The 22,316-nt window shown below is 54.7% G+C and carries 18 protein-coding genes; 13 read left to right on the top strand and 5 right to left on the bottom strand.

Annotated elements, in window-relative coordinates; translation table 11 throughout:
* Window positions 1-57 precede the first annotated feature (57 nt).
* From pdaA to NST08_RS27680, 7 genes are all read left to right on the top strand, one after another.
* Window positions 58-861: a delta-lactam-biosynthetic de-N-acetylase gene (pdaA, locus tag NST08_RS27710; protein WP_251535781.1), complete on the top strand. Its 804-nt coding sequence runs from the start codon at window positions 58-60 to the stop codon at window positions 859-861.
* Between the two features lie 318 nt (window positions 862-1,179).
* The gene (locus NST08_RS27705) at window positions 1,180-3,468 is read left to right on the top strand and encodes an ATP-dependent DNA helicase (protein ID WP_007128869.1); all 2,289 of its coding nucleotides are present in this window, start codon (window positions 1,180-1,182) and stop codon (window positions 3,466-3,468) included.
* 437 nt (window positions 3,469-3,905) lie between these two features.
* A complete protein-coding gene (gene rsgA / locus NST08_RS27700; protein ID WP_100085198.1) occupies window positions 3,906-5,033 on the top strand; it encodes a ribosome small subunit-dependent GTPase A in 1,128 nt (375 codons plus the stop codon).
* Between the two features lie 174 nt (window positions 5,034-5,207).
* Window positions 5,208-5,750, top strand: coding sequence for a MarR family winged helix-turn-helix transcriptional regulator (locus tag NST08_RS27695; protein WP_007128866.1), 543 nt, complete (start codon window positions 5,208-5,210; stop codon window positions 5,748-5,750).
* Between the two features lie 24 nt (window positions 5,751-5,774).
* Window positions 5,775-7,502, top strand: a complete 1,728-nt coding sequence (locus tag NST08_RS27690; RefSeq protein WP_007128865.1) for an ABC transporter ATP-binding protein — start codon at window positions 5,775-5,777, stop codon at window positions 7,500-7,502.
* Window positions 7,499-9,373, top strand: a complete 1,875-nt coding sequence (locus NST08_RS27685; protein WP_340898544.1) for an ABC transporter ATP-binding protein — start codon at window positions 7,499-7,501, stop codon at window positions 9,371-9,373. The genes NST08_RS27690 and NST08_RS27685 overlap by 4 nt, the downstream gene beginning before the upstream one ends.
* A gap of 126 nt (window positions 9,374-9,499) precedes the next feature.
* Entirely contained in the window at window positions 9,500-9,952 is a 453-nt protein-coding gene (locus NST08_RS27680; RefSeq protein ID WP_007128863.1) for a hypothetical protein, read from the top strand.
* A gap of 395 nt (window positions 9,953-10,347) precedes the next feature.
* On the opposite strand, the gene NST08_RS27675 is transcribed toward NST08_RS27680, so the two are convergent.
* Complete coding sequence (locus NST08_RS27675; RefSeq protein ID WP_340898547.1) at window positions 10,348-11,901, bottom strand: FAD-dependent oxidoreductase; 1,554 nt, start codon at window positions 11,899-11,901, stop codon at window positions 10,348-10,350.
* Window positions 11,902-12,142: 241 nt separating this feature from the next.
* Between NST08_RS27675 and NST08_RS27670 the strand changes: the two genes are divergently transcribed.
* The 4 genes from NST08_RS27670 (at window position 12,143) to NST08_RS27655 (ending at window position 16,744) form a co-directional block, all read left to right on the top strand.
* The gene (locus tag NST08_RS27670; protein WP_340898549.1) at window positions 12,143-13,504 is read left to right on the top strand and encodes a spore germination protein; all 1,362 of its coding nucleotides are present in this window, start codon (window positions 12,143-12,145) and stop codon (window positions 13,502-13,504) included.
* Window positions 13,497-14,609, top strand: coding sequence for a GerAB/ArcD/ProY family transporter (locus NST08_RS27665; protein WP_341342531.1), 1,113 nt, complete (start codon window positions 13,497-13,499; stop codon window positions 14,607-14,609). The genes NST08_RS27670 and NST08_RS27665 overlap by 8 nt, the downstream gene beginning before the upstream one ends.
* Window positions 14,606-15,715: a Ger(x)C family spore germination protein gene (locus NST08_RS27660; protein ID WP_341342530.1), complete on the top strand. Its 1,110-nt coding sequence runs from the start codon at window positions 14,606-14,608 to the stop codon at window positions 15,713-15,715. The genes NST08_RS27665 and NST08_RS27660 overlap by 4 nt, the downstream gene beginning before the upstream one ends.
* An 84-nt stretch (window positions 15,716-15,799) precedes the next feature.
* Window positions 15,800-16,744, top strand: coding sequence for an aldo/keto reductase family protein (locus NST08_RS27655; protein WP_007128858.1), 945 nt, complete (start codon window positions 15,800-15,802; stop codon window positions 16,742-16,744).
* Here the strand turns inward: NST08_RS27655 and NST08_RS27650 are convergent.
* The 4 genes from NST08_RS27650 to NST08_RS27635 form a co-directional block, all read right to left on the bottom strand.
* Window positions 16,741-17,853, bottom strand: coding sequence for a GGDEF domain-containing protein (locus NST08_RS27650; RefSeq protein ID WP_341342529.1), 1,113 nt, complete (start codon window positions 17,851-17,853; stop codon window positions 16,741-16,743). The genes NST08_RS27655 and NST08_RS27650 overlap by 4 nt on opposite strands.
* A 121-nt stretch (window positions 17,854-17,974) precedes the next feature.
* Window positions 17,975-19,072: a sensor histidine kinase gene (locus tag NST08_RS27645; RefSeq protein WP_007128856.1), complete on the bottom strand. Its 1,098-nt coding sequence runs from the start codon at window positions 19,070-19,072 to the stop codon at window positions 17,975-17,977.
* Window positions 19,065-19,760 (bottom strand): response regulator transcription factor, encoded by a 696-nt coding sequence (locus NST08_RS27640; protein ID WP_007128855.1) that lies wholly within the window; start codon window positions 19,758-19,760, stop codon window positions 19,065-19,067. The genes NST08_RS27645 and NST08_RS27640 overlap by 8 nt, the downstream gene beginning before the upstream one ends.
* Window positions 19,761-19,889: 129 nt before the next feature.
* Complete coding sequence (locus tag NST08_RS27635) at window positions 19,890-20,900, bottom strand: D-alanyl-D-alanine carboxypeptidase family protein (protein ID WP_341342528.1); 1,011 nt, start codon at window positions 20,898-20,900, stop codon at window positions 19,890-19,892.
* A gap of 199 nt (window positions 20,901-21,099) precedes the next feature.
* On the opposite strand from NST08_RS27635, the gene NST08_RS27630 reads away from it, so the two are divergent.
* On the top strand, window positions 21,100-21,495 hold the full coding sequence (locus NST08_RS27630) for a Fur family transcriptional regulator (protein WP_007128853.1): 396 nt from the start codon (window positions 21,100-21,102) through the stop codon (window positions 21,493-21,495).
* Entirely contained in the window at window positions 21,471-22,286 is an 816-nt protein-coding gene (locus tag NST08_RS27625; RefSeq protein ID WP_007128852.1) for a winged helix family transcriptional regulator, read from the top strand. The genes NST08_RS27630 and NST08_RS27625 overlap by 25 nt, the downstream gene beginning before the upstream one ends.
* Window positions 22,287-22,316 lie beyond the last annotated feature (30 nt).

Genomic DNA, 22,316 nt, shown 5'->3' with positions numbered 1-22,316 from the left:
TGCCTTGCCATGGGGGATTAGGATCCCAACACCACATTCAAGAAGGAGAGAACAGGAATGAAGAAGCGCAATGCTCTTCGGCCGGCATGGCTGCTTGGAATTGCCCTTGCCGTGCTTCTGTCAGCGGCCCTGGCAGTTCCGGCAGCAGCTGCGGCCGGCAGCGGTCCGTTTCATTTCGGTTTTAAGAGAAGCGTCAACGGTCAGCTACCTTCGATCGATCAAGAAGGCTTTAAGGAGCTGCTGCAAAAATACGATGCCATCTTTATGGGCGATGCCAGCCAGAAAGAATTGTACCTTACGTTCGATAACGGGTACGAGAACGGGTATACCGCTCGTATTCTGGATACGCTCAAGGAGAAGAAGGTACCGGCTACCTTTTTTGTTACAGGGCATTATGTGAAAACGCAGGAGGATTTGCTCAAGCGGATGGCGGCGGAAGGGCATATTATCGGCAACCACTCCTGGAATCATCCGGACGTAACCACGATTTCCGCGGAGAAGCTGACGGAGGAGCTGGAGCGGGTGAAGAAGGAAGTGGCCCGCGTTACCGGACAGCAGGAGATGAAGTATTTGCGCACGCCGCGCGGCATTTTTGACGAGAGATCCCTTGCGGTCAGCAAGCAGCTCGGATATACCAACGTATTCTGGTCGCTCGCGTATATGGATTGGGATGTGAAATCCCAGCGGGGCGCCCAATACGCCTTTGATAAGGTAACGGCACAGCTGCATCCGGGGGCCGTCATTCTGCTGCACTCGATCTCCAAAGATAACACGGAGGCGCTCGGCCGGATTATCGATGAGGCCCGCAGCCGCGGGTACGAGTTTAAGAGCCTGGATCAAATGCAGAAGAAAGCGCCGTAACTCAAGAAAAAATTGGCTGGCATTTCCGATCCGGCTGCATATTGCGCGCAGTCCTTTCCGCTTGGAGGGACTGCGCTTTTTGGCATGAGCGCAAGTGTCCGGCATAGGGTTGGCTGCCGAAATGTGACGCGATCACCGCACGCTGGAAGCTTAGACGAGTTGCGGAAAAAAATGATTTTACAGCATATCCGTCACTTACGTCACACATCGGTTTCCATTCGGTTGGCCAACCTTAAATCGGTGCATCTCGCTACCCGTGAGGAACGGATGTTTGGTATAATTACAGCACCAAACACTATGGGAGCGAAGGAGACCGACATGCCGCATACGATACAAATATCCGTTAGGCCGCTGGTGGAGTATGTATTTCGCAGCGGCAGCATCGTTTCGGGGTTCCGCAGCGCTGCTTCCCTCACGGAAGGGACAAGGGCGCATCAGCAGGTTCAGCGCGAATACGGAGAGAACGACCAGAAAGAGGTCCAGCTGGAGGCCGAAATTGCATATGAGGAGCTGCTGTTTGTCGTAGAGGGACGATGCGACGGATTGATCCGGAAGGATGATCGGATCATGATTGATGAGATCAAGTCGACCTCGGGAGACCTTTCCCAAATCGAGGAGGACAGCTATCCCGTACACTGGGCGCAAGCGAAGATGTACGCCTATATGTATGCGAAGCAGCATGGTATTGAAACGATGGAGGTCAGACTGACGTACTTCCAGGTGCCGAGCGGCGAGCGAAAGCAGTTTGAACGCAGCTTCAGCATCGATGAGCTGGTGACCTTCGTCGAAGAAGTCATAGCCGCTTACGCCCCTTATGCCCGTCTGCTCCGGGATCATGCGGAGCGGCGGGACCGAAGCATCAAGAGCCTGGCGTTTCCGTTTCCGGCTTACCGGGAGGGACAGCGCAAGCTGGCGGGCTCGGTCTATAAAACCATTGAAGAGGGCCGGCGGCTGTTCGCCAAAGCGCCGACCGGTATCGGCAAAACGATATCGACCTTGTTCCCGTCGGTAAAGGCGATCGGCGAGGGCCTGCTGTCGCGGATCTTTTATTTGACAGCGAAGACGATTACCCGTACGGCAGCGGAGGAGGCCATGGCTCTGATGGAACGCCAGGGACTGCATACGCATGCCGTCACGCTGACCGCTAAGGATAAGATCTGCTTCAGCGAGGCCGAAGGCTGCGGTCAGGAGGGCTGTATCTTCTCGGAAGGCTACTACGACCGGATCAATGCCGCGCTTCTGGATCTGCTGGGCAACGAAACGCTGATCACCCGGTCGGTCATTGAGACGTATGCGCGGAAGCATCAGGTCTGCCCGTTCGAATTTTCCCTGGATGCCTCGTATGCGGCCGATGTCGTGATCTGCGACTATAACTATGTTTTTGATCCGAGAGTATCCTTTAAACGGATGCCCGAGGAAGTGAAGAAGCGCAGCGTTCTCCTGATCGACGAAGCGCATAATCTGGTGGACCGGGCGCGCGGGATGTTCTCGGCCGAGCTGTACAAATCGGCTTTCCTCGACATTCAGCGGGCGTATAAAGAAAGTAATCCGGGACTGTACCATGCCGCGAAGCGGGTCAATAATCGGTTTATCGTCATTCGCAAGGTCAGCGGGGAGGAGGAGCGGTTCGTCGGCTCGCAGCAGCCGGAAATGATGGACGAGCTGCTGGAGGATTTCGTTCTGCAGGCCGAGGCCGAGCTGATGACCGGGAAGAGCGGCGAAGAGGCGGATGCGCTCTTGGAGTGCTATTTTGCCGCGCAGGGATATTTGCGGATCTCCAAGCTTTATGACGACCGCTTCGTCACGTACGCCGAGATCAGTCAAAGCGAGGTGTATTTGAAGCTGTTCTGTCTGGATCCGTCCGATTTGCTGCAGAAGGCGGGCAAGAACTACCGGTCGGCCGTCTTTTTCTCCGCGACCCTGATGCCCCTCGGTTATTACCGGGATATGCTGGGGGCGGAAGAGGAGGATTACAGCCTGTCCATTCCGTCGCCTTTTTCCCGGGAGCAGCTGGATGTGAGGATCTTGCCGCTTTCGACCCGATACAAGGACCGCGAGCAGAGCAAGGATGCGATCGTGCGCATGCTGAGCGAGCTGGTTCGGGAGAAGCCGGTCAATACGCTGATCTTTCTGCCGTCCTATCCCTATATGCAGGATATTCACAAGGCGTTTACCGAGAGTAATCCCGGATGGCGGACGCTGCTTCAGGGCCATGGCATGAGTGAGGAGGAGCGGGAGAACTTCCTCGGGGCCTTTCAGGCCGATGCTGCGGAGCCGCTGATCGGCTTCGCGGTGATGGGCGGCATTTTCTCGGAAGGCATTGATCTGAAGGGAGAGCGGCTTTCCAGCGTTGTGGTTGTAGGCGTAGGGCTGCCGCAGCTGTCCTTCGAGAATGATATTATCAAGGATTACTTCGACCGTACCGGCAAAAGGGGCTATGACTATGCTTATGTATACCCCGGCATGAACAAGGTGCTGCAGGCCGGAGGCCGCTTGATCCGCTCCGAGCATGACACCGGCACGCTGACGCTGGTTGATGACCGGTTTCTTAACCGGCAGTACAGCATGCTCTTGCCAGAGGAATGGCGGCATTATAAGCGGATTTAGCCCGAGCGCGGTACAAGCGTCAGGAAAAAGTTGACAGCCGCTGCGGCGGAATCTATAATACGGATATATTTATGAGCACAAGGAGGCTGATGACCATGATGATGTATATGAATGATGACAAATTGTCGGCGCTAGGTCTCCTCGAACGGGTTATCGATAAGTTGAATAGGCATGGGGCGCTAAAGGTTTAAGGACTGCTCCTTGCATGATTCGCTAAGATCAAGACCCGCAGGAGACCGTGATTGGTATTCTGCGGGTCTTTTTGGTATATGCATAGGTTTAACGTCACCGGCATAAACGGGGATTTTTTAGCCCGTTTGGCCGGGAGGGCGTCTTTCTTAGGCTGTATTCAAGATGGACCGCAGAATATGATTCTGCGGTTTTTTTGTTGTTCAGAAACACCTAAACCTAAACAAGATAAGGAGAAAACAACCATTTTGACAAATCAAAACATGAAGCCATTAAACGACTATGGATGGAATGAAGATTGGGACCGGGCGGCGAAGGAAGCGCTCCAATCGATCCAGCGGGACAAACGCCTGGTGCCTGCGCGCATCGTCGCCCAATTTTCGAAGCAATACCGGATCGTCACGCCAGATGGAGAGATGACGGCCGCCGTAACGGGAAAATATGAATATGAGGCAGCCAGCAAGAGCGATTTCCCGGCTGTCGGCGATTGGGTTATGGTGGAGCCCTTGCAGGGCGAACCGAGGGCGGTGATTCACCAGCTGCTGCCGCGCAAGTCGGCGTTTTCCCGCAGGGAGGCCGGGAGCGTGCCGGACGAACAGGTCATTGCCGCCAACATCGACACCGTATTTATCGTCAATGCGCTTAATAAGGATTTTAATATCCGCAAAATCGAGCGTTACTTGATCGCCGTGTGGGAGAGCGGAGCCCAGCCGGTCGTGCTGCTGACCAAGGCGGATTTATGCGATTCTCCGGAATCGCATGCCGCCCTCGTCGAAGCTGCGGCTCCGGGGGTGCCGGTTCACGCCGTCAGCTCGCTGCTGGATCAGGGAAAGGAGCAGCTGCAGGGCTATTTGACCCCTGGCACGACGGTGGCCGTAACGGGCTCGTCGGGCGCCGGAAAATCGACCTTGCTGAACTGGCTGTCCGGCCAAGACGTTCAGCGGGTTCAGAGCATCCGCGAAGAGGACGCCAGAGGACGCCATACGACGACGCACCGCGAACTGTTTGTGCTGCCGGGCGGGGCGATCATGGTTGATACGCCGGGCATGCGGGAGCTTCAGCTGTGGGAATCGGAGGATGGCTGGGAGGCGGCATTCGCAGACATCTCCTCGCTCGCGGCGCAGTGCAGATTTCACGACTGCCGGCATGAGAAGGAGGATGGATGCGCGGTCCAGGAGGCACTCCAGGCTGGGACGCTGGATGCCGATCGGTACGCGAATTATAGAAAAACCGAGAGAGAGCTGGCCCATCAGGCCCGCAAGGAACAGGCCAACACGCGGCGCCAGAAGAAGCAAAGCAAGAAGCCTGGCGGAAAGCATGCGGCCAGGAGCCGTAACGCGCATGCCGGATCGTATTTCGAGCTGATGGATGAGTAACTCGGGCCTTCATGGGAGCTGCGGGTTGAACTGAACTTGACATCGATCTTCGCCAGGGATTATATTTAGGTTGCCTAATTAATAGGCAGGCTAACTAATTCGTTGCATGCTTGGATTGTAACCGCCCGGCCATCCCGGCCGGATGGTTACGGTTTTATGCGCAGGAGGTGGACGATGTCACAGGAATTTCATCCAGATTTACATAAGCGTCATCAAGCCGGGAGAGACCCGGACTCGCCGGAAGGCTGTCATCACCCAGGGAGACTGCCTGACGACAGTATTGCCGGAAGGCTTCTGCACAGCATTCGTATGTTTCACAAGCAGGAGTGGGATCGGCACATGATTTCGGGCTACACACCGGGTGAAGTCCGTGTGCTGATGGGTCTTATGCATTTTAACAGGCTTGGCGGGCCCGGCATGAAGGTGTCGGAGATCAGCAGCATGATGAATGTCACCTCTCCAACCATCACGCAGTTCATCAACGGTCTGGAGGGGAAAGGGCTCGTCGAGCGGGTGATGGATGAGAACGATCGCCGGGCTGTCCGCGTGAAGCTAACTGCGGAGGGGGTCCAGGTCGTTCAGCAGGTGTATCAAGACGTCGCAAGCCGTTTTAACGGCCTGGTCGAATATCTTGGCGAAGAGGACAGCGTTAAACTCGCGGACCTCCTCATGAAGGTATACCATTATCAGGAGCAACAACGATCGCAGGAAACATAAGTCACGATCAGGGGGTGGTTCGCTTTGCTTAAGCTGTTTCGTTATATGAGACCGTACCGGACCGCGGTGCTGCTGGTCCTATTGTTTACATTCTTTCAATGCTTATCGGATTTGTATCTGCCGACCTTGATGGCGGACATTGTAGATAAAGGCATCACGCTTGGCAATGTGCCATATATTTGGCGGGTGGGAGGCGTTATGCTTCTGGTCGCCTCCGGAGGAATGGTCTGCGCGATCGCAGCCAGTTATTTGGCGTCCAAAGCGGCTTCAGGGTTCGGACGTATTGTGCGGGGCCGCGTGTTCTCTCATGTTGAGAATTTTACGCTCCAGGAGTTTGACAAGATCGGAACCGCATCGCTTATTACCCGTACGACGAATGACATTACGCAAGTTCAGCAGGTAACGATCATGATCCTGCGCATGATGGCGATTGCGCCGATGATGTGCATCGGGGGCATCGTCATGGCCATTTCGAGGGATCCGGGCCTGACCACCGTTCTCCTCGCCGTGCTGCCGATTCTCGCACTGGCGATCTTCCTTATTGCGAAGCAGGGAATTCCGCTCTTTAAAGCGATTCAGGTCAAGATCGATACGCTGAGCCGCGTGGTGCGGGAGAATCTGACGGGGATCCGGGTCATCCGTTCCTTCAACCGTGCCGCGCATGAAACCGTGCGCTTCAACGATGCGAATGAGGATTTGACGGCGACCTCGATCAAGGTGAACAAAATCATGGGGGCGATGATGCCGGTCATGATGCTGGTCATGAACTTTGCGACGATTGCGATCGTCTGGTTCGGGGCGCATCGCATCAACGATGCCCATATGAAGGTCGGCGATCTGATGGCGTTTCTTCAATATGCCATGATGATCATGTTCTCGCTCATTATGCTGTCGGTCATGTTCGTCATGATTCCGCGCGCGCAAGCGTCCGCCGTCCGGATCAACGAAGTGCTCCATATGCAGCCGGACATTCATGATCCGAAAGAGCCTGGAAAGCCGGGGCTTCAGAAGGCCGCTGTCGAGTTCCAGGATGTTACGTTCTTCTATCCCGGAGCGGAGGAGCCGGCGGTATCGAATCTCTCCTTCCGTACGGGACCGGGTGAAGTAACGGCCATTATCGGCGGAACCGGATCCGGCAAATCGACCTTGATCAGCCTGATCCCGCGTTTCTATGACGTAACTTCAGGGCGTATTCTCGTCAATGGAACCGATATCCGGGAGATGCGGCAGGAAGAGCTCCGGCAGCGGATCGGATTCGTTCCGCAGAAGGCGCTCCTGTTCACGGGCAGCATCGCGGATAACATCCGCTACGGTAAAGAGGACGCGACGGACGAGGAGATCCGGCACGCGGCGAAGGTTGCCCAGGCCGCCGACTTCATCGAAGCGATGGAAGGCGCTTATGATGCCGAGATTTCGCAGGGAGGCAGCAATGTGTCAGGCGGACAGAAGCAGCGTCTTTCGATTGCCCGGGCACTCGTGCGCCGGCCGGAAATCTATATTTTCGACGACAGCTTCTCGGCGCTGGACTTCAAGACGGACGCGAAGCTACGTGCAGCATTAAGGGAGGAGACCGGTGACGCCACCGTCCTGATCGTCGCTCAGCGGGTCAGCACGGTGATGGATGCCGATCGGATTATTGTGCTGGATGAGGGGCGGATCGCGGGCATGGGCACCCATGAGGAGCTCATGAATACGAGCGAAGTGTACCGCGAGATTGTCATTTCCCAGCTTTCGGAGGAGGAGATCGCATGAGCGAGAAGAAGCGCGGAGGACATCCAAGAGGTCATGGCGGCGGTCCCTTCGGCGGCCCGCACGGCCCGGGCATGCCTGCGGAGAAAGCCAAGGACTTCAAGGGAACCTTCCGGAGACTGACGACCTATCTGAAGCCGCACACCGGCAAGCTGCTGATCGTTCTGGCTGCGGCGATGCTGAGCACGATCTTTGGCATCGTAAGCCCGAAGATTCTGGGCGATGCGACCACGATCCTGTTTGAAGGCTTCCTGGCGAAAATGAAAGGCGAACCGGGAGCGGGCATTGACTTCGCTGCGATCCAGCGCATCCTGCTGTGGCTGGCCGGGCTGTACCTCCTCAGCTCTTTGTTCGCCTACGTCCAGCAGTATGTAATGGCTGGCGTAGCGCAGAGAACGGTATACGATCTGCGGAAGGCGGTATACGATAAGCTCGGCCGTTTGCCGCTGAAATATTTTGATGCCCGTACCCACGGGGAGACGCTCAGCCGGGTAACCAACGACATGGACAACATTGCCGGCACGCTGCAGCAGAGCTTGACGCAGATGATTACCTCGGCCGTCACGCTGCTCGGGGTGATCGTGATGATGCTGACCATCAGTCCGCTGCTGACGCTGGTCGTCATTCTGACGCTGCCGCTCAGCGTGATCGTGACGATGATGGTGGCCAAGCGGTCGCAGAAGCATTTTGTAGCCCAGCAGAAGCATCTGGGGCAGCTGAACGGCCATGTCGAGGAGATGTACACCGGCCACAAGGTCGTGAAGGCATTCGGCCGGGAGCGCCAGTCGGTGGAGCGGTTTGATGAGGTCAACGACAAGCTGTATGAGGCCGGATGGCGCGCGCAGTTCATATCAGGCACGATTATGCCGCTGATGGGGTTTGTTGGGAACATCGGCTACGTGATCGTGAGCGTTGTCGGCGGGGTGCTCGTTACCCGACAGGCGATCAAGATCGGGGACATTCAGGCGTTCATTCAATATTCGCGCCAGTTTACGCAGCCGATTACGCAGCTGGCGAATATCGCGAATGTCATTCAATCGACGATTGCTTCGGCGGAGCGGGTATTCGAGGTGCTGGACGAAGAGGAGGAAGTGGCCGAATCATCCACACCTGCCGTGCTCCGGCATCCTCGCGGGGACGTGTCCTTCGAGCATGTCAGCTTCGGGTACAAGGAGGATCAGCTGCTTATCGAAGATATGAACGTGAATGTCCGGCAGGGCCAGACCGTCGCGATTGTCGGCCCGACGGGAGCCGGGAAGACAACGCTCATCAATCTGCTGATGCGCTTCTATGAGGTTAACGGCGGCCGCATTATGATCGACGGCAAGGATATTGCCTCCATGAAGCGAAGCGACTTGAGAAGCTTGTTCGGAATGGTGCTTCAGGACACATGGCTCTTTAACGGCACGATCCGGGATAATATCGGATACGGCCGCGAAGGCGCAACCGAAGAAGAGATCATACGGGCGGCGGAGGCCGCGCATGCGGACCACTTTATCCGGACGCTGCCGGACGGGTATGACACGGTGCTGAACGAGGAGGCATCCAACATCTCGCAAGGGCAGAAGCAGCTTCTGACGATTGCGCGGGCGATTCTGGCCAATCCGGCCATTCTGATTCTGGATGAGGCGACAAGCAGCGTCGATACGCGGACGGAGCTGTATATCCAGAAGGCGATGAAGGAGCTGATGAAGAATCGGACCAGCTTCGTTATCGCACACCGGCTGTCGACGATTCGGGATGCGGACCTCATTCTGGTGATGAACAAGGGCAGCATTATCGAACAAGGGACGCATGATGAGCTTCTGTCGCAAGGCGGATTTTATGCGGACCTGTACAACAGCCAGTTCAGCGATCAGCCCGAAGCGGGATGATTTTCGTAGGCATGGAAGCCGGCGAAAAAGCCCGTAACAGCAAGCTGAACAGCATATTTCTTGTTGCAATTTCATAGGGTTCTACTATAATGTTGTTTATACTTTTTAAGGGAGCCATGATCATTATTGAATAAGTCTGAACTGAACCGCATTACGCAAGAGCTTCTACGTCGGTCGGGCAGCAGCGTTACCGTACAGCTGGACGGCTATTTCCCGGGGGGCCGGTTAGTCGGAGGGAAATATGCCATAGGCGATCACAGCGTGACCATGTATACGGAGGTCATTCGCCAGCAGTGCCTGCAATTGTTCGGATCGCTTGAACAGGTGTACGCTTATTATGCTGTCGTCTTCGCGCATGAACTGGGTCATTCGATGGACGGCCAATTATCCGAGCTGTGCGATCTGCTGGATTCATCGGTTGATGAATGGGAAGACATGCGGATCCTGCGGCAAATTGAGGAGAATGCCTGGAATCTTGCGATGCCTTGGATAAGCGACGTGGATCCGTCCCTGGTGAAGGTTATCGTGGATCAATCGCTCGAGGCATATCGGGAAGAACCGGCAACCGTTAGCGCCTAATTCATGCTGAACTGTCGTCGGCCGAAATTCCATGCTGGACGTCTTACAAATACATGAAGGCACCCGTAAGGGGTGCCTTCAGAGTGTCGAGAAAGTCCAACGGACTTTTCGACACTCTATTTTTTATATGGGGAATCATATCTTTTAAAATAAAAATCGATTTAAAGCGCTCTGAGAACCCTACTTCAGTGACCGACGAGGCAATTTTAAACCCCCTGCAAAAAAACAGGGGGTTTCTCGACAGCCTGAAGGCACCCGTAAGGGGTGCCTTTTTTGCATGCTTTTGAATGAGAAAAACAGAACGCAACACATGGACAGACAGCCATTTGCCCCATCAACTGCAAATGACCTAGCCAGCGTTGAGCCTGCTTATCCATCTGGTTCTGCGTTATGGATCAGCTCTCCGGGTCCAGCTGCTTGAGCGGCTCAGTCGCCGGTCCCTCCAGTACTTCGCCGTTATAGCCGTATCTGGAACCATGACAAGGACAGTCCCAGGAACGCTCGCCCTCGTTCCACTCTACTTCGCAGCCCATATGCGTGCAGGTGGTGTCCACCAGAAACAGTTTGCCCTCTTCGTCCTTATAAGCGCCTGCGCGCTGCCCGTTATGGCGGACCACGGCGCCTTCTCCGTTCTGAAGCGTGGACATATCCGCATCGGACATATCCACTTTGCCGGACACCAGATCCTTCGCAACGGCCGCATTTTGAACGATAAAGGTTTTAATGGACGGATCCGCCTTAAACCGGGATGGGCTGAATAATTCGGCGTACCGGTTGTCGGCTTCAAGGATGTGATCGCTGATGATGTGGGCCGCTAGCGTGCTTGTCGTCATGCCCCACTTCCGGTATCCCGTTGCTACCAGGATTCGGTCCTCGTCCGCTGTGATCGGCCCGATATACGGGACATTATCCAGCGTGATCAAATCCTGTGCGGACCAGCGGTAAGGGATGGAGATTGCCCCCAGCAGATTTCCTGCGAACACCTCCAGGTTCTCATAATGCTGATGGGTACAGATGCTGCGGCCTGTCGCATGATTCTCCCCGCCGACAATGACGAGCTCTTCGCCCTGGTACGATGCGGACCGAAGGGAACGGGTCGGATTGTCCACGCTCAAATACATGCCGCCCGGATACGCGGTCTCCGGCTTAACCGCAATGGCATAGGAACGTTCGACGTGCAGCCTGGAGAAATAGAGGCCCTTGCCGTCATGAAAAGGGAAATGCGAGGCGGACACCGCGTATTTGCACGTGATGCGATGATTGCCCCGTTTGGTCTGCAGCGACAGCGGACCATCGGTCTCAATCTTTCCTCCAATGGTCGTATTTTCATAAATGCGCCCGCCAAGCTTCAGAAACTCCTCGGTCAGATGCTTGACATAGTGCAGGGGATGGAACCGGTATTGTCCCGGCATTTTCACAGCTCCTGTTACCGGAATCGGCAATGGAAGCCGATCCGTCCATTCGCCTGGAATGTCCAGCTTCTCGTATGCCCGGTATTCCTGCTCCAGCTTCTCGAGCGTTTTGCCATCCTGCTCTGTATAGATGTAGGCATCCTCCAGCTTCAGTCCGAACTTGTCTTCCTCTCCGCCTACGATATCTCTTATAAACTCAATGGCTTCCCGGTTCGCTTCATAATAGAGGCGCGCCTGTTCCTCTCCAAAATGCTGGATCAGCTCATGGTAGATCTGTCCGTGCTGAGCCGTAACCTTCGCGGTCGTATAACCGGTCGTTCCGTTGAAGATTTTCCCCGCCTCAAGAAGTACGACATCCTTCCCGGCCTTTGCGAGCAAATAGGCGGTCGTAATGCCCGTTATGCCTGCGCCGACTACCGCGACGTCCGTTTCAATATCCTCCGCGAGCCGCGGAAAGGAAGGGAGCTCGGTCGTTGCTCTCCACAGCGATTCCGGATACCGGGGCAATTGATGATAAGATGTGCCCGATGGGTTCATCTGGATTCCTCCTTTAGTCTCTCTATAATTTCAGCTGCTGTTTCTCCAATACGCTTGTCCCCATTATTACCACAATAGACCAATTAGAAACGAGAAGACCGGCGTGAAAAATAGGGTGCTTTCCCGAAGCTTGCGAATCCCGGCAAACTTTTCTGGTTGATTGTTAATAATTTGGGACATTTGTACAGAAAATAGAAGGACATGAGCGGTTTGCTTGTCAATGATAAAGGAGGGATCGATCATGGCCACCGACCAAAAGCTGCAAGCCGAAGAAGCAAGGAAATGCCTGCAGGAGCAGTTGAAGAATATCGGGGATGTTGAGCAGCGTGAGCTGAAGAATGAGGAAGGGCATGCGCATCTCATCTATCTCAAAAGTATGTGCGACCCCATCCTAGTTAACGACAATTTGATCAACCGATTCTACGAGCTGAACTCCATGGAGCTGTTCGAGCGATTTATCCGGTCGTTCCCGTCAAGCCTGGAGCCTAAGGATAAGCAGGAGCTGCTGCGCAATATGCTTAGAGGCTGCGTTGCGATCTTCATCCGCGACCGGGTGCTGCTGCTCGATGCCGTGCTGGTCAATGCTGGACCCGTCCAACCGGCAAGCACGGAGAATGTAATGCAGGGACCGGACGATTCCTTTACGGAAAATATCGAGGTGAATCTCAACTTGATCCGTCACCGTTATCAGACGACGGACTTAAAGACGGAGTTCATGACGGTCGGTCGGATCTCCCAAACCCGGCTCATTATTATGTATGACGAAGCGAAAGTAGATCACTCGGTGCTGAAGGAGCTGAAGAAGCGGCTATCCGAGCTCAAGACGGATATCATTCAGTCTGCTTCTGAGATTGAGCGGCATACGATGCATCCGAAATTGCGGCTGTTTCCGACATTGATGCTCACCGAGCGTCCGGACCGGGCCGTGCTGAACATATCGCAGGGGAAGATATGCGTGCTTATGGACTCCACCGGGTACGTCTTAGTGCTCCCGGCCATCTTTAATGATTTCTTCACGGCGATGGACGACAAGACCCAGCTGCCGCCCATTGGCTGGTTCCTGAAGGCTATCCGGTATATCGCCCTGTTCATTACGGTCATGATGCCGAGTTTGTACGTAGCTTTTACATCGTACAATCCGGAAATTCTGAAGATGCAGATTACGCTGCTGATTGCGGGAAGCCGGGCAACGGTACCCTATCCGTCCTCCTTCGAGGTCATCTTCATGCTGCTGGCGATGGAATTTCTCGTCGAGGCGAGCGTCCGCCTTCCGAAAGCGGTCAGCCAGTCGGCCACAACGGTAGGCGGTCTTATCTTGGGCACGGCCGCTACGGAAGCCGGCCTGGTCAGCAACGTCATGATTATTCTCGTTGCGGCGGTGGCTATTACGAACTTCGTGATTCCAATTACGATGATGAGCATGGGGATCCGCGTTACTAAATACTTATTCATTGTCCTATCCACCTTCTTCGGCCTGGTCGGCATCGTCCTTGGGATCGTCTCGCTGATCATGTACCTGACCAGTCTGCGCTCCTTCGGTAAGCCGTATCTGAAGATGTTTGCGATCGAGTGGAGAAGGAAGGGAGATCAGCAGAGTGGTTAGGAACAAATACTTCTACTATCTCTTTCTGCTCAATGCTTCGATCAACCTGATCAACTATGTGCCTCGCATCCTGATCCAGGACCGGTTCGACGGAGTGCTGATGTCCATCCTGATCGCGGTCCCGGCCGGATCGATCCTGATGTATGTCTTCGCCAAGATACTACAACGATTTCCGGGAGAAGGGCTGCCGGAAATCTTCCATTCGGTGTTTCCGGTTTGGATTTCGGGTTTGCTGTTGGTATTGTATGGACTGGGATGGTACTTTTCCAGCGCAATTACGCTGATCAGCTTCATGGATATCACGTCCCGCTACATCAGCCCGGATGTATCGCCTTATATCGTTCTGACTGGATTTCTCGTCGTTGTCGGTCTAAGCGCAAGGCTGGATTCGGAATCGCTGCTCTACGCGCTGGAAATGGTGCTGTACATAACGATGCCGCTGATTGCCTATATGGCTTGGAGAGTCTACAGTAATCCGTATTTCAGCTGGGATTCCGTAAGGCAAATTATGACTTACGCCTGGAATATGCCGAATTACCGCACTGTAGCCGCAGCGACTTATATTTATACCGGCTACATCAACATGGTGGTCTTCAACCGGATCTTCCGCCGATTCAAAGTCAGGTACATGTTCTCGATCATCCTGGTAAGCATCGTATCTCTGTTCATATCGCTCTTTGGGCCGATCGGGATTCTGGGAGCCAATGGAGCAGGCGAGCATGTGTATCCCGCTTTTTCGACAGTGGATGCGATGCGGATCCGGTATTTTATTATTGAGCGGATGATCTATGTGTTCTTTGTCGTCTACATGATCCTGTCCCTGATGAACTCGATTATCCACTGGCATGTGGGGAAAGAGCTGGTTCTGGGAGGGTTTAAGCTGGAAGGCGAGAAGCCTTCGCTGCTGCCTAAGAAACGAAAGGCGGAGTGGTGGGTCCTGGCCCTTTTCGCCGTCGTTATTTTCGTGCTGGCCACGGTTATCAATCAGTATACGCTCAATGATATGGCGATTGTGTTCCTGGACGTCCGGTTTGCGGGTGAATTTCTGCTCGCCATCCTGTTGATCTATGCCGCCATGAGAAGAGGAAGGAGGAAGAGGGCGTGAAATCCTTGAAAACCTGGTTAACGCTACTCATCTGCGGTTCGGTTATGATGCTCGGCGGGTGTGAATTTCGGGATATCGATCTTCGGCTCTTCGTCGTGGCGATCGGGATCGACGTCTCAGAGTCGAATCCGAACATGAACCGATTTAGCTTCAAGATCGCGATCCCTACAGGCGATCCGAAATCGGGGGACGTCAAAACCGTGCTGATTACGCAGGAATCCACCAGCATCGCGGAGGCGATCCGGGAGGCGAAGTCCAAAGTGGACAAGGAGCTGGACTTCGGTCATTGCAAAGGGGTCTTGTACGGGGAGGCGTATGCCCGGCAGGATATCGGCAAAATTCAGGACTGGACCGTCCGAAGGCGGGATATGCAGCTCCTGATGTATCCGGCCGTTGCCATTCCGACGGCCGAGGCGGTCCTGAAGGTGCAGCCCGCGACGGAGCGGATCGCCGGGAACGCTATTTTTCTGGCGCTTAGCGAGGATGGGACAGAATCGCCTTTCATTGCAAAGACGTACTCCTTCGATTTAAGCAGGCGGATGACGGAAACCGGGGAGGATCCCGTCATGCCGGTCATTGAAGCGACCGGGAAGGAGATTTTGAACATTGACAAGGTTGCCTTATTGGACAAGAGCCGGGTGAAGACGATCCTGACGCGGGATGAGACAAGGCTGTATAACTTGCTGGACCAACGGCACTTAAGCACCAACTTCGGTATTAAAATCGAAGGGGAATTGTTCGAGGTGAACACGGACCGGACCCGAAGCCGCTATAAAATCAACGAATCCAAAGAGGGAGCGGAGACCATCGATTATAAGGTCAGCATCACGGCCATCCTGGAGGAGAAAGAGGATAAGGCGCCGATGACCCCTGCAGGACTCCGCAAAATTGAGAAGGAGTTCAACAAGGACCTGACCGAGTCGATTACCAAGCTGCTGGAGAAGATCCAGAAGACGGGACTGGATCCCTTGGGCTTCGGGCTGCGATACGGGGGTACCCACTGGAATAACGATACCGAAATGGAGAAGTGGGCTGAAATTTACCCGAGGGCCAAGTTCAATGTTCATGTCAAAATGACAATCAAGTCCACCGGCTACAAACGGTAAGCAGGGATTCCCTCCCTCTAGCGTACCGGAAAATGGTACAATACGGATGTAGGCATCAATCTCTGTAGAAGAGGAGGCTTGGATATGGAATTTCGAAGATTGGGCGGAAGCGGACTGAAGGTAAGCGAAATCAGTCTTGGAAGCTGGCTCACGTACGGCGGGTATGTAGAGCGTGATAATGCGGTGAAGTCGATTCAGACCGCCTACGGCCTCGGCGTGAACTTTTTTGATACGGCAAATGTGTACGCGCAGGGAGCGGCCGAAGTCGTCGTAGGCGAGACATTGCGAGCATTCCCGCGTGAATCCTACGTGCTGGCAACGAAGGTATTCGGCAAAATGGGCGACGGGCCCAACGATCAGGGGTTATCCCGCAAGCACATTATGGAGCAGTGCCATGCAAGCCTGAAGCGTCTTGGCACCGATTACGTTGATATTTACTACTGCCACCGGTTTCACGAGGAGACGCCGCTTGAAGAAACGCTGCGGGCGCTCGACGACCTCGTTCGGCAAGGGAAGGTGCTCTATGTCGGGGTCAGCATGTGGACGGCCGCCCAGATGGAAGCCGCTCTGGCGATCGCCGACCGTTACCTGCTGGACCGGATTGTGGTGAACCAGCCGCTGTATAACATGTTCGAGCGCAAGATCGAGGAAGAAATCATTCCGCTCGGCGAGAAGAAAGGCATCGGCCAGGTCGTATATTCCCCGCTCGCTCAAGGGGTGCTCACGGGCAAGTACAACGCCAAGCAGGATGTGCCTGAAGAGAGCCGGGCGTCCAAGCTGGGAGCGGATCGCCTCAAGATCAGCGAGGACCGCATTCGGAAGGTGCAATCGCTTGGGCGCATCGCGGACGAGCTCGGCATCACCGTCGGTCAGCTGGCTTTGGCGTGGATTTTGCGCCAGGACAACGTATCCAGCGCGCTCGTCGGCGCAAGCCGTCCCGAGCAGGTGGAGGAGAACGTCAAAGCATCCGGCATCAAGCTGACGCCGGATACGCTGTCCGCGATCGAGGATATCCTTAGTAACGCTTAACCCAGCATATAGTCATGGATTTCGGGGGCGGAACACACGCGGTTCCGCCCGTTGTTTTTGGCCCGGTACAGCTCTTGGTCGGCCTGCTCCATCAGCTGGCGGGCTTCCCTGGAGCGTATCGTGTCCGGATGGACCGCAACGCCGATCGATATCGTGATATGCAGCTTCGTGCCATCATCGAGCGTGAAGGCGTGACGCTCCACCGCGGCCCGGATCCGTTCGGCTAGGGCCGTCGTCTCGGCGATGGTGGCTTCCGGGACGAGGACCGAGAACTCCTCCCCGCCGTTGCGGGAAACCTCGTCGAACGAGCGGGCGTTATCCTTCAGCACCTTGCTCAGCTGCTGCAGAACGGCATCTCCGGCCGCATGGCCGTAGGTGTCGTTTATTTTTTTGAAATGGTCAATATCGATCATGAGCACCCCCAGACGTTCGCTGAAATGCTGGGCTTCCAGAAAGCGCTCGGACAGCAGCTGCTCAAATTGACGGAGATTGTTCAGGCTGGTCAAATAATCGGTTTCGGCGTATTTTTTCAATTGAAGAAACAGCTTATTGGATGTATGGATATACTCGGTCAGCATGTAGATGACCAGCGTGGCCAGCAGGGAGATAATCAGGTGTTGGGTAAATACGCTGAACACTTTATCGCGATCCGGAATGTTCGACGCAATCACAAAGAACAGCACGAGCATGCTCGCGATGGACATGGTCATCATTTTAGTCAGGCGGTCCCATCGGGCTAACGAGATAAGCCCGCAGATCATACCAATCACCAGCATTCCGGCGCCTGCTACAGCGGAGTAACCGGTCATGCCAAAGAGCAGCACACGCCCGACGGCCATTAACAATCCGGCAATCAGGGACGGGAGCCACCCGAGATAGCTGGCGATCACAATGATGGCGAGATGTCGTAAATCGGCGAAAAATCTCGGATCGATCGGAAATGAGTAATACATCAGAATGATCCCGTAGATTCCAAAGAGCACCCCGCCGCAGAGTTTAACGGAGCGGGAGGGCGAATCGAAGCCCGTTACGTATTGCCTGGACAGCAGGCCCGATACGTATAGAAAAGTTACGAGAATACAGAAGTTGGTAAACAGGATGTTGATCATGTAAGGGAGTCATTCCTTTCACGTAACCCTGAACAAATGCGCCCAGAGCGATAAGGACAGTCATCCCTATTTTATCGGAAAATAGATTATTCTGTCGAACAAAATCCAAATTTTGTGGCTTTCAGCTACCGTTTAGAGGGAGGCGCACTTCGAACATGGTCTGATCCGTATTGCTGGTCACCTCGATGCTTCCCTCATGGGCCTCCACGATCGATTTCACGATGGCAAGCCCCAGACCGGAGCCTCCGGTCTGGTCCGTACGGGATTCATCCGCCCGATAAAACCGTTCAAACAGGTGGGAGAGGGCATGCTGCGGAATAGGGGGTCCGTAATTGATCACCTGAACGACGGCACTCTTTCCGTCCCGGAACGCTTTCAGGTCGACCCTCCCGGCATCTTTGCCGTGGCGTACCGCGTTCGACAGCAGGTTCTCGAAGATTCGCATCAGCTTGTCGCCGTCGGCGGAGAGGCTGATCTTCTCCTCGGAAGGCGTAAACTGTACCTGCACGTCTCCCCTCACGGTTTGCCCGGTTAATGAAAAGTCGACTGCCAGCTGGCCCAGCAGCTCAACCAGGTTAATATCGGTACGATTCACAGGCGAATAACCGATCCGGGTATATTCGAACAGATCGTTGACCAGCCTGCCGAGCCGCAAAGACTTACTATAGGCGATATCGGTATAGTAGCGGAGCTCGACCTCGTCCTTGTAGCGGTCTTCGTTGACTAATCGCAAATAGCCGATGATTGAGGTCAGCGGCGTGCGGAGGTCGTGGGACACATTGCTGATCAGCTCGTTCTTGGACTGGACGGCCATCCGTTCTTCCTCCAGGGACAGCTTGAGCTGCTTGGCCATCTGGTTGATTTGGAGGGCCATCTGGCCGAGTTCGTCCCCGGAGCTTACCTTAATCTCCTGATCGAGCTCTCCGCGCGCCAGCCGCTCCGTGCCCTGCATCAATTGATTGATCTGCCGTATGGTGCTCTGGCTCATGAGCAGCACGACAAAAATGAAGATGATGATCCCGATGATGGTGGCAGCGACGGGAAAGCCGAACATATTTTCCAGCCTGCGGCTGATGTTGAACAGCGAGGTTACCCAAGGCTCCCGCCAGTATTCCCGGCCGATCACCTGCATGATTTTTTGGAAGCCGAACAGGATGGACAACGTCAAAGCCCCGCTCACAAAGAACAGGGTGATGATCTTCCACTGCAGCTTATGCATGGATTTTGTACCCTACGCCCCACACGGTCTGGATGAGCTTGTAGCCGAGCTCCTTCTCCAGCTTGTCCCGCAGGTTGCTGATATGGACCATGACGGTATTGTTGGAGACATAATATTTCTCCTTCCACACCTGCTGAAAGATGTCTTCGGCGCTGAAGATTCTTCCCGGCTGACGGGCGAGCAGGTACAGAATGTCGAACTCCCTGGCGGTCAAGGTGACCGGTCGGCCGTTCGCTTTGACCTCATGGGTCGTGCGGTTGATATCCAGGCCGTCGATTTGCAGGCGGTCGCTGTCCATCTGGGCGAGCCCCGTGTTGTATTGGGTGGAGCGGCGGATCAAGCTTTTCACGCGCGTGGTCAGCTCCAGCGGATTGAAAGGCTTGATCATATAGTCGTCGGCGCCGGTCATCAGGCCTAATATTTTGTCCATATCCTCGCTCTTGGCGCTCAGCATCAGAATCGGGATGGACGAGGTCTCCCTGATTTTGCGGCATGTGTCGATCCCGTTCAGTTTTGGCATCATAACATCCAAGATGACGAGATCCACCGATCCCTGATGCAGCTTCAGCTCAAGCAGCGCTTCTTCCCCGTCATGCGCTTGAATCACCCGGTATCCTTCATTCTCCAGGTAGATCGAGATCAATCCCGATATTTCCTTGTCATCGTCAACGATTAATACGCTTCTCACGTTTGAATCCTCCAGTAAATCCACATTAGATACGGCAGCTCATCCTATATATGTACCATTCCGTCGATGGAGTCGCTGCCCCTAAGGCAGGTATTCGGTCGGCGTCGTATCTCCTAGCAACAGTTTACCCTAAATATGGATGGAAAAAAGGCCTAATATTGCGTTTTGCCGTCTGAATCCGTAATCCATCAGCTTCTGAGTCTCCGTAAATCTCTGTTCGGCATGGCCGGTTCCAAGAACGACGGAGATAAGCCGGACCCCGTTCCGGGCCGCTGTTCCGGTGAAGCAATAGCCGGCGGAGCGGGTGTATCCGGTCTTAAAGCCGTCGCTGCCGTCATAGGCATACGGCTCGCCGGGAAGCATCAGATTGGTCGTGTGCAGCGAGATTCCCTTCTGCGGGATCGAAAGGTCGCGCTTGCTCGTCACCTCCACCACATCGGGATAGTTCTGAAGCAGCCACCTGGCGAGCATGGCTGCATCCCTTGCCGTCATGACCGTCTCGCCTTCGGAGGCCGCTTCGGGAAAGCCGCTCAAATCTTTGGCGGTAAGACCGGATGCATTGGCAAATACCGTCCGTCCTGACAGGCCGATCTCCCTAGCGCGGCGGTTCATGCTATCGACGAATTCGCGCTCGCTTCCGGCTAGATGCTCGGCGATGGCGATGGCGGCATCATTAGCCGAATGAATAATCAGCGCTTCTAACATTTCTCTAAGCGTATAGGTCTCCCCGGACTTCATGCCGACTTGGGAGCCGGGAGCTTTTTCGGCATAACGGCTGACGGCTACCGTCTCGTTCCAATCATGCCGTCCTGAAGAGACGGCATCCATGACCATGAGCTCGGTCATCATCTTGGCCATGCTTGCAGGTGGAAGCGGAAGATCGGCCCGCTGGGCATACAGCACCCTTCCGGTCTCGGCATGGATGAGAATGGCCGAACGGGCCTCGATCGCAGGCGGAATGAAGACTTTTACAATGTAAAAGAAGAGCAGGCTGACGCAAAGACCCAGGAACCACAGAGCCATGCCGGCTTGTCCCTTACGTCTTTCCGCCGGCTTCGACCGACGCGGGGAACGATACGGCAAAGAGTTATCAGCGCTCTGCCTTGAAGAAGAGAAACGCGACTTGGATACCGTTGCCATGACGGATGGATCGTCTCCTTTTTAGCGGATATGTACCGAAAATTGATATAAACCAGTGTAACCGCGCGAGCTAAAGGAATTGTAAATGGATTCTTAAGAAAACATAAAGATTACCAGCAATTGAGTATCTCGATAAGGTTGACCCTGACCAAAATAAGATTTATACTTGATCTAAAAATAAATTAAAAGGGTGAATACCTTGAAATCATTAAATCTAACCACACAGCGCCAAGCGGTATATGATGTGCTGCGGGAGTCGCATGACCATCCGACGGCTGCGGAGATCATGAACCGCCTGGTGGAGAAAGGATATAATCTTGCGTATGGGACGGTCTATAACTCCTTGCGCTATTTGACGGATAAGCAGCTGATCCGGGAGCTGAAGCTTGGCGAAAGCGCAAGCCGGTACGATGCCCGGACGGATGAGCATCAGCATATCATTTGCGAAGTGTGCGGCAAAGTCGACGAGGTCATGACGGAGGTGCCTAAGGATTGGGCGGACACCGTAGCAAGCGAAACCAGCTACGTCATCCATCATGCTCACGTTGTATTCGGGGGGGTGTGTCCAGAATGTCAAACCAAACGGAAGAAATAATGGAGATGGCGACCGTATATTCGTTTCCGGACTGGAAGACGACCAGCCTGTACCAGCATCCGGGAGCGGGTATGGCGATCGGCGATGCTTGTCCTACGACGATGCGCGCGGCGCTGTTAAGCCGGTCACCTGGACGGGTTCATGAAATGTTCATGACGCTGACGGAGAACTGCTTCGAGGTGATGATGTTCCGGAAGTGGGAGCCGCGTCTCCAGACGGCTCTGAACACCGGATTGATCATTGCGGACATGACCGGCTGCAGGGACATGGCTGCCTTCAGCAAAGAACGGGAGCTGCTGCTGCCGGAGCATCCTTCGATCCCGGTCCTCTATCTTGTTGGCGAGGAGCTTATGAGCAATGCCGGCGCTAGTCTGATGAACGAGGAGCTGATGGTCTGGCCGGCTCGCTCCAAGGATACGATGATGTACCAAGTGCAGCGGACGATCCGCCTGTTCGCCCCCGTCTCCGCTCCTGCCGGTGATGAGGAAGCTAAAGGTCTCGTATTTAAGGATCTGACCATTGATCGGGATAAAATGACGGTACATCGCGGGCAAGCTCCGATTCATCTCACCAAGACGGAGTACATGCTGCTTCTGCTGCTAATGGATAGCAAGGGGGCCGTCTGCACCCGCGAGGAGCTGATGAGCAAGATTTGGGACACGGATTTTATGGGCGGCAGCAATGTAGTTGACGTGCATATCAAGAGCTTGCGCAAGAAGCTGAGCGATAATGCGGGAGCACCACGCTATATCGCGACGGTACGTGGAGTAGGTTACCGCTTGGCGGACTAACCTCCTCCTTTTTTTCTGCTCACGGATCAT

The organism is Paenibacillus sp. FSL K6-1566 (assembly GCF_038050475.1).
Classification (GTDB): domain Bacteria; phylum Bacillota; class Bacilli; order Paenibacillales; family Paenibacillaceae; genus Paenibacillus_AQ; species Paenibacillus_AQ lactis.
This window is presented reverse-complemented; position numbering and strand designations above follow the sequence as displayed.

Coding starts and splice junctions, on each gene's coding strand:
- pdaA (WP_251535781.1), top strand. CDS start 58: ATGAAGAAGCGCAATGCTCTTCGGCCGGCATGGCTGCTTGGAATTGCC.
- NST08_RS27705 (WP_007128869.1), top strand. CDS start 1,180: ATGCCGCATACGATACAAATATCCGTTAGGCCGCTGGTGGAGTATGTA.
- NST08_RS27695 (WP_007128866.1), top strand. CDS start 5,208: ATGTCACAGGAATTTCATCCAGATTTACATAAGCGTCATCAAGCCGGG.
- NST08_RS27685 (WP_340898544.1), top strand. CDS start 7,499: ATGAGCGAGAAGAAGCGCGGAGGACATCCAAGAGGTCATGGCGGCGGT.
- NST08_RS27675 (WP_340898547.1), bottom strand. CDS start 11,901: ATGAACCCATCGGGCACATCTTATCATCAATTGCCCCGGTATCCGGAA.
- NST08_RS27670 (WP_340898549.1), top strand. CDS start 12,143: ATGGCCACCGACCAAAAGCTGCAAGCCGAAGAAGCAAGGAAATGCCTG.
- NST08_RS27655 (WP_007128858.1), top strand. CDS start 15,800: ATGGAATTTCGAAGATTGGGCGGAAGCGGACTGAAGGTAAGCGAAATC.
- NST08_RS27650 (WP_341342529.1), bottom strand. CDS start 17,853: ATGATCAACATCCTGTTTACCAACTTCTGTATTCTCGTAACTTTTCTA.
- NST08_RS27645 (WP_007128856.1), bottom strand. CDS start 19,072: ATGCATAAGCTGCAGTGGAAGATCATCACCCTGTTCTTTGTGAGCGGG.
- NST08_RS27635 (WP_341342528.1), bottom strand. CDS start 20,900: ATGGCAACGGTATCCAAGTCGCGTTTCTCTTCTTCAAGGCAGAGCGCT.
- NST08_RS27625 (WP_007128852.1), top strand. CDS start 21,471: ATGTCAAACCAAACGGAAGAAATAATGGAGATGGCGACCGTATATTCG.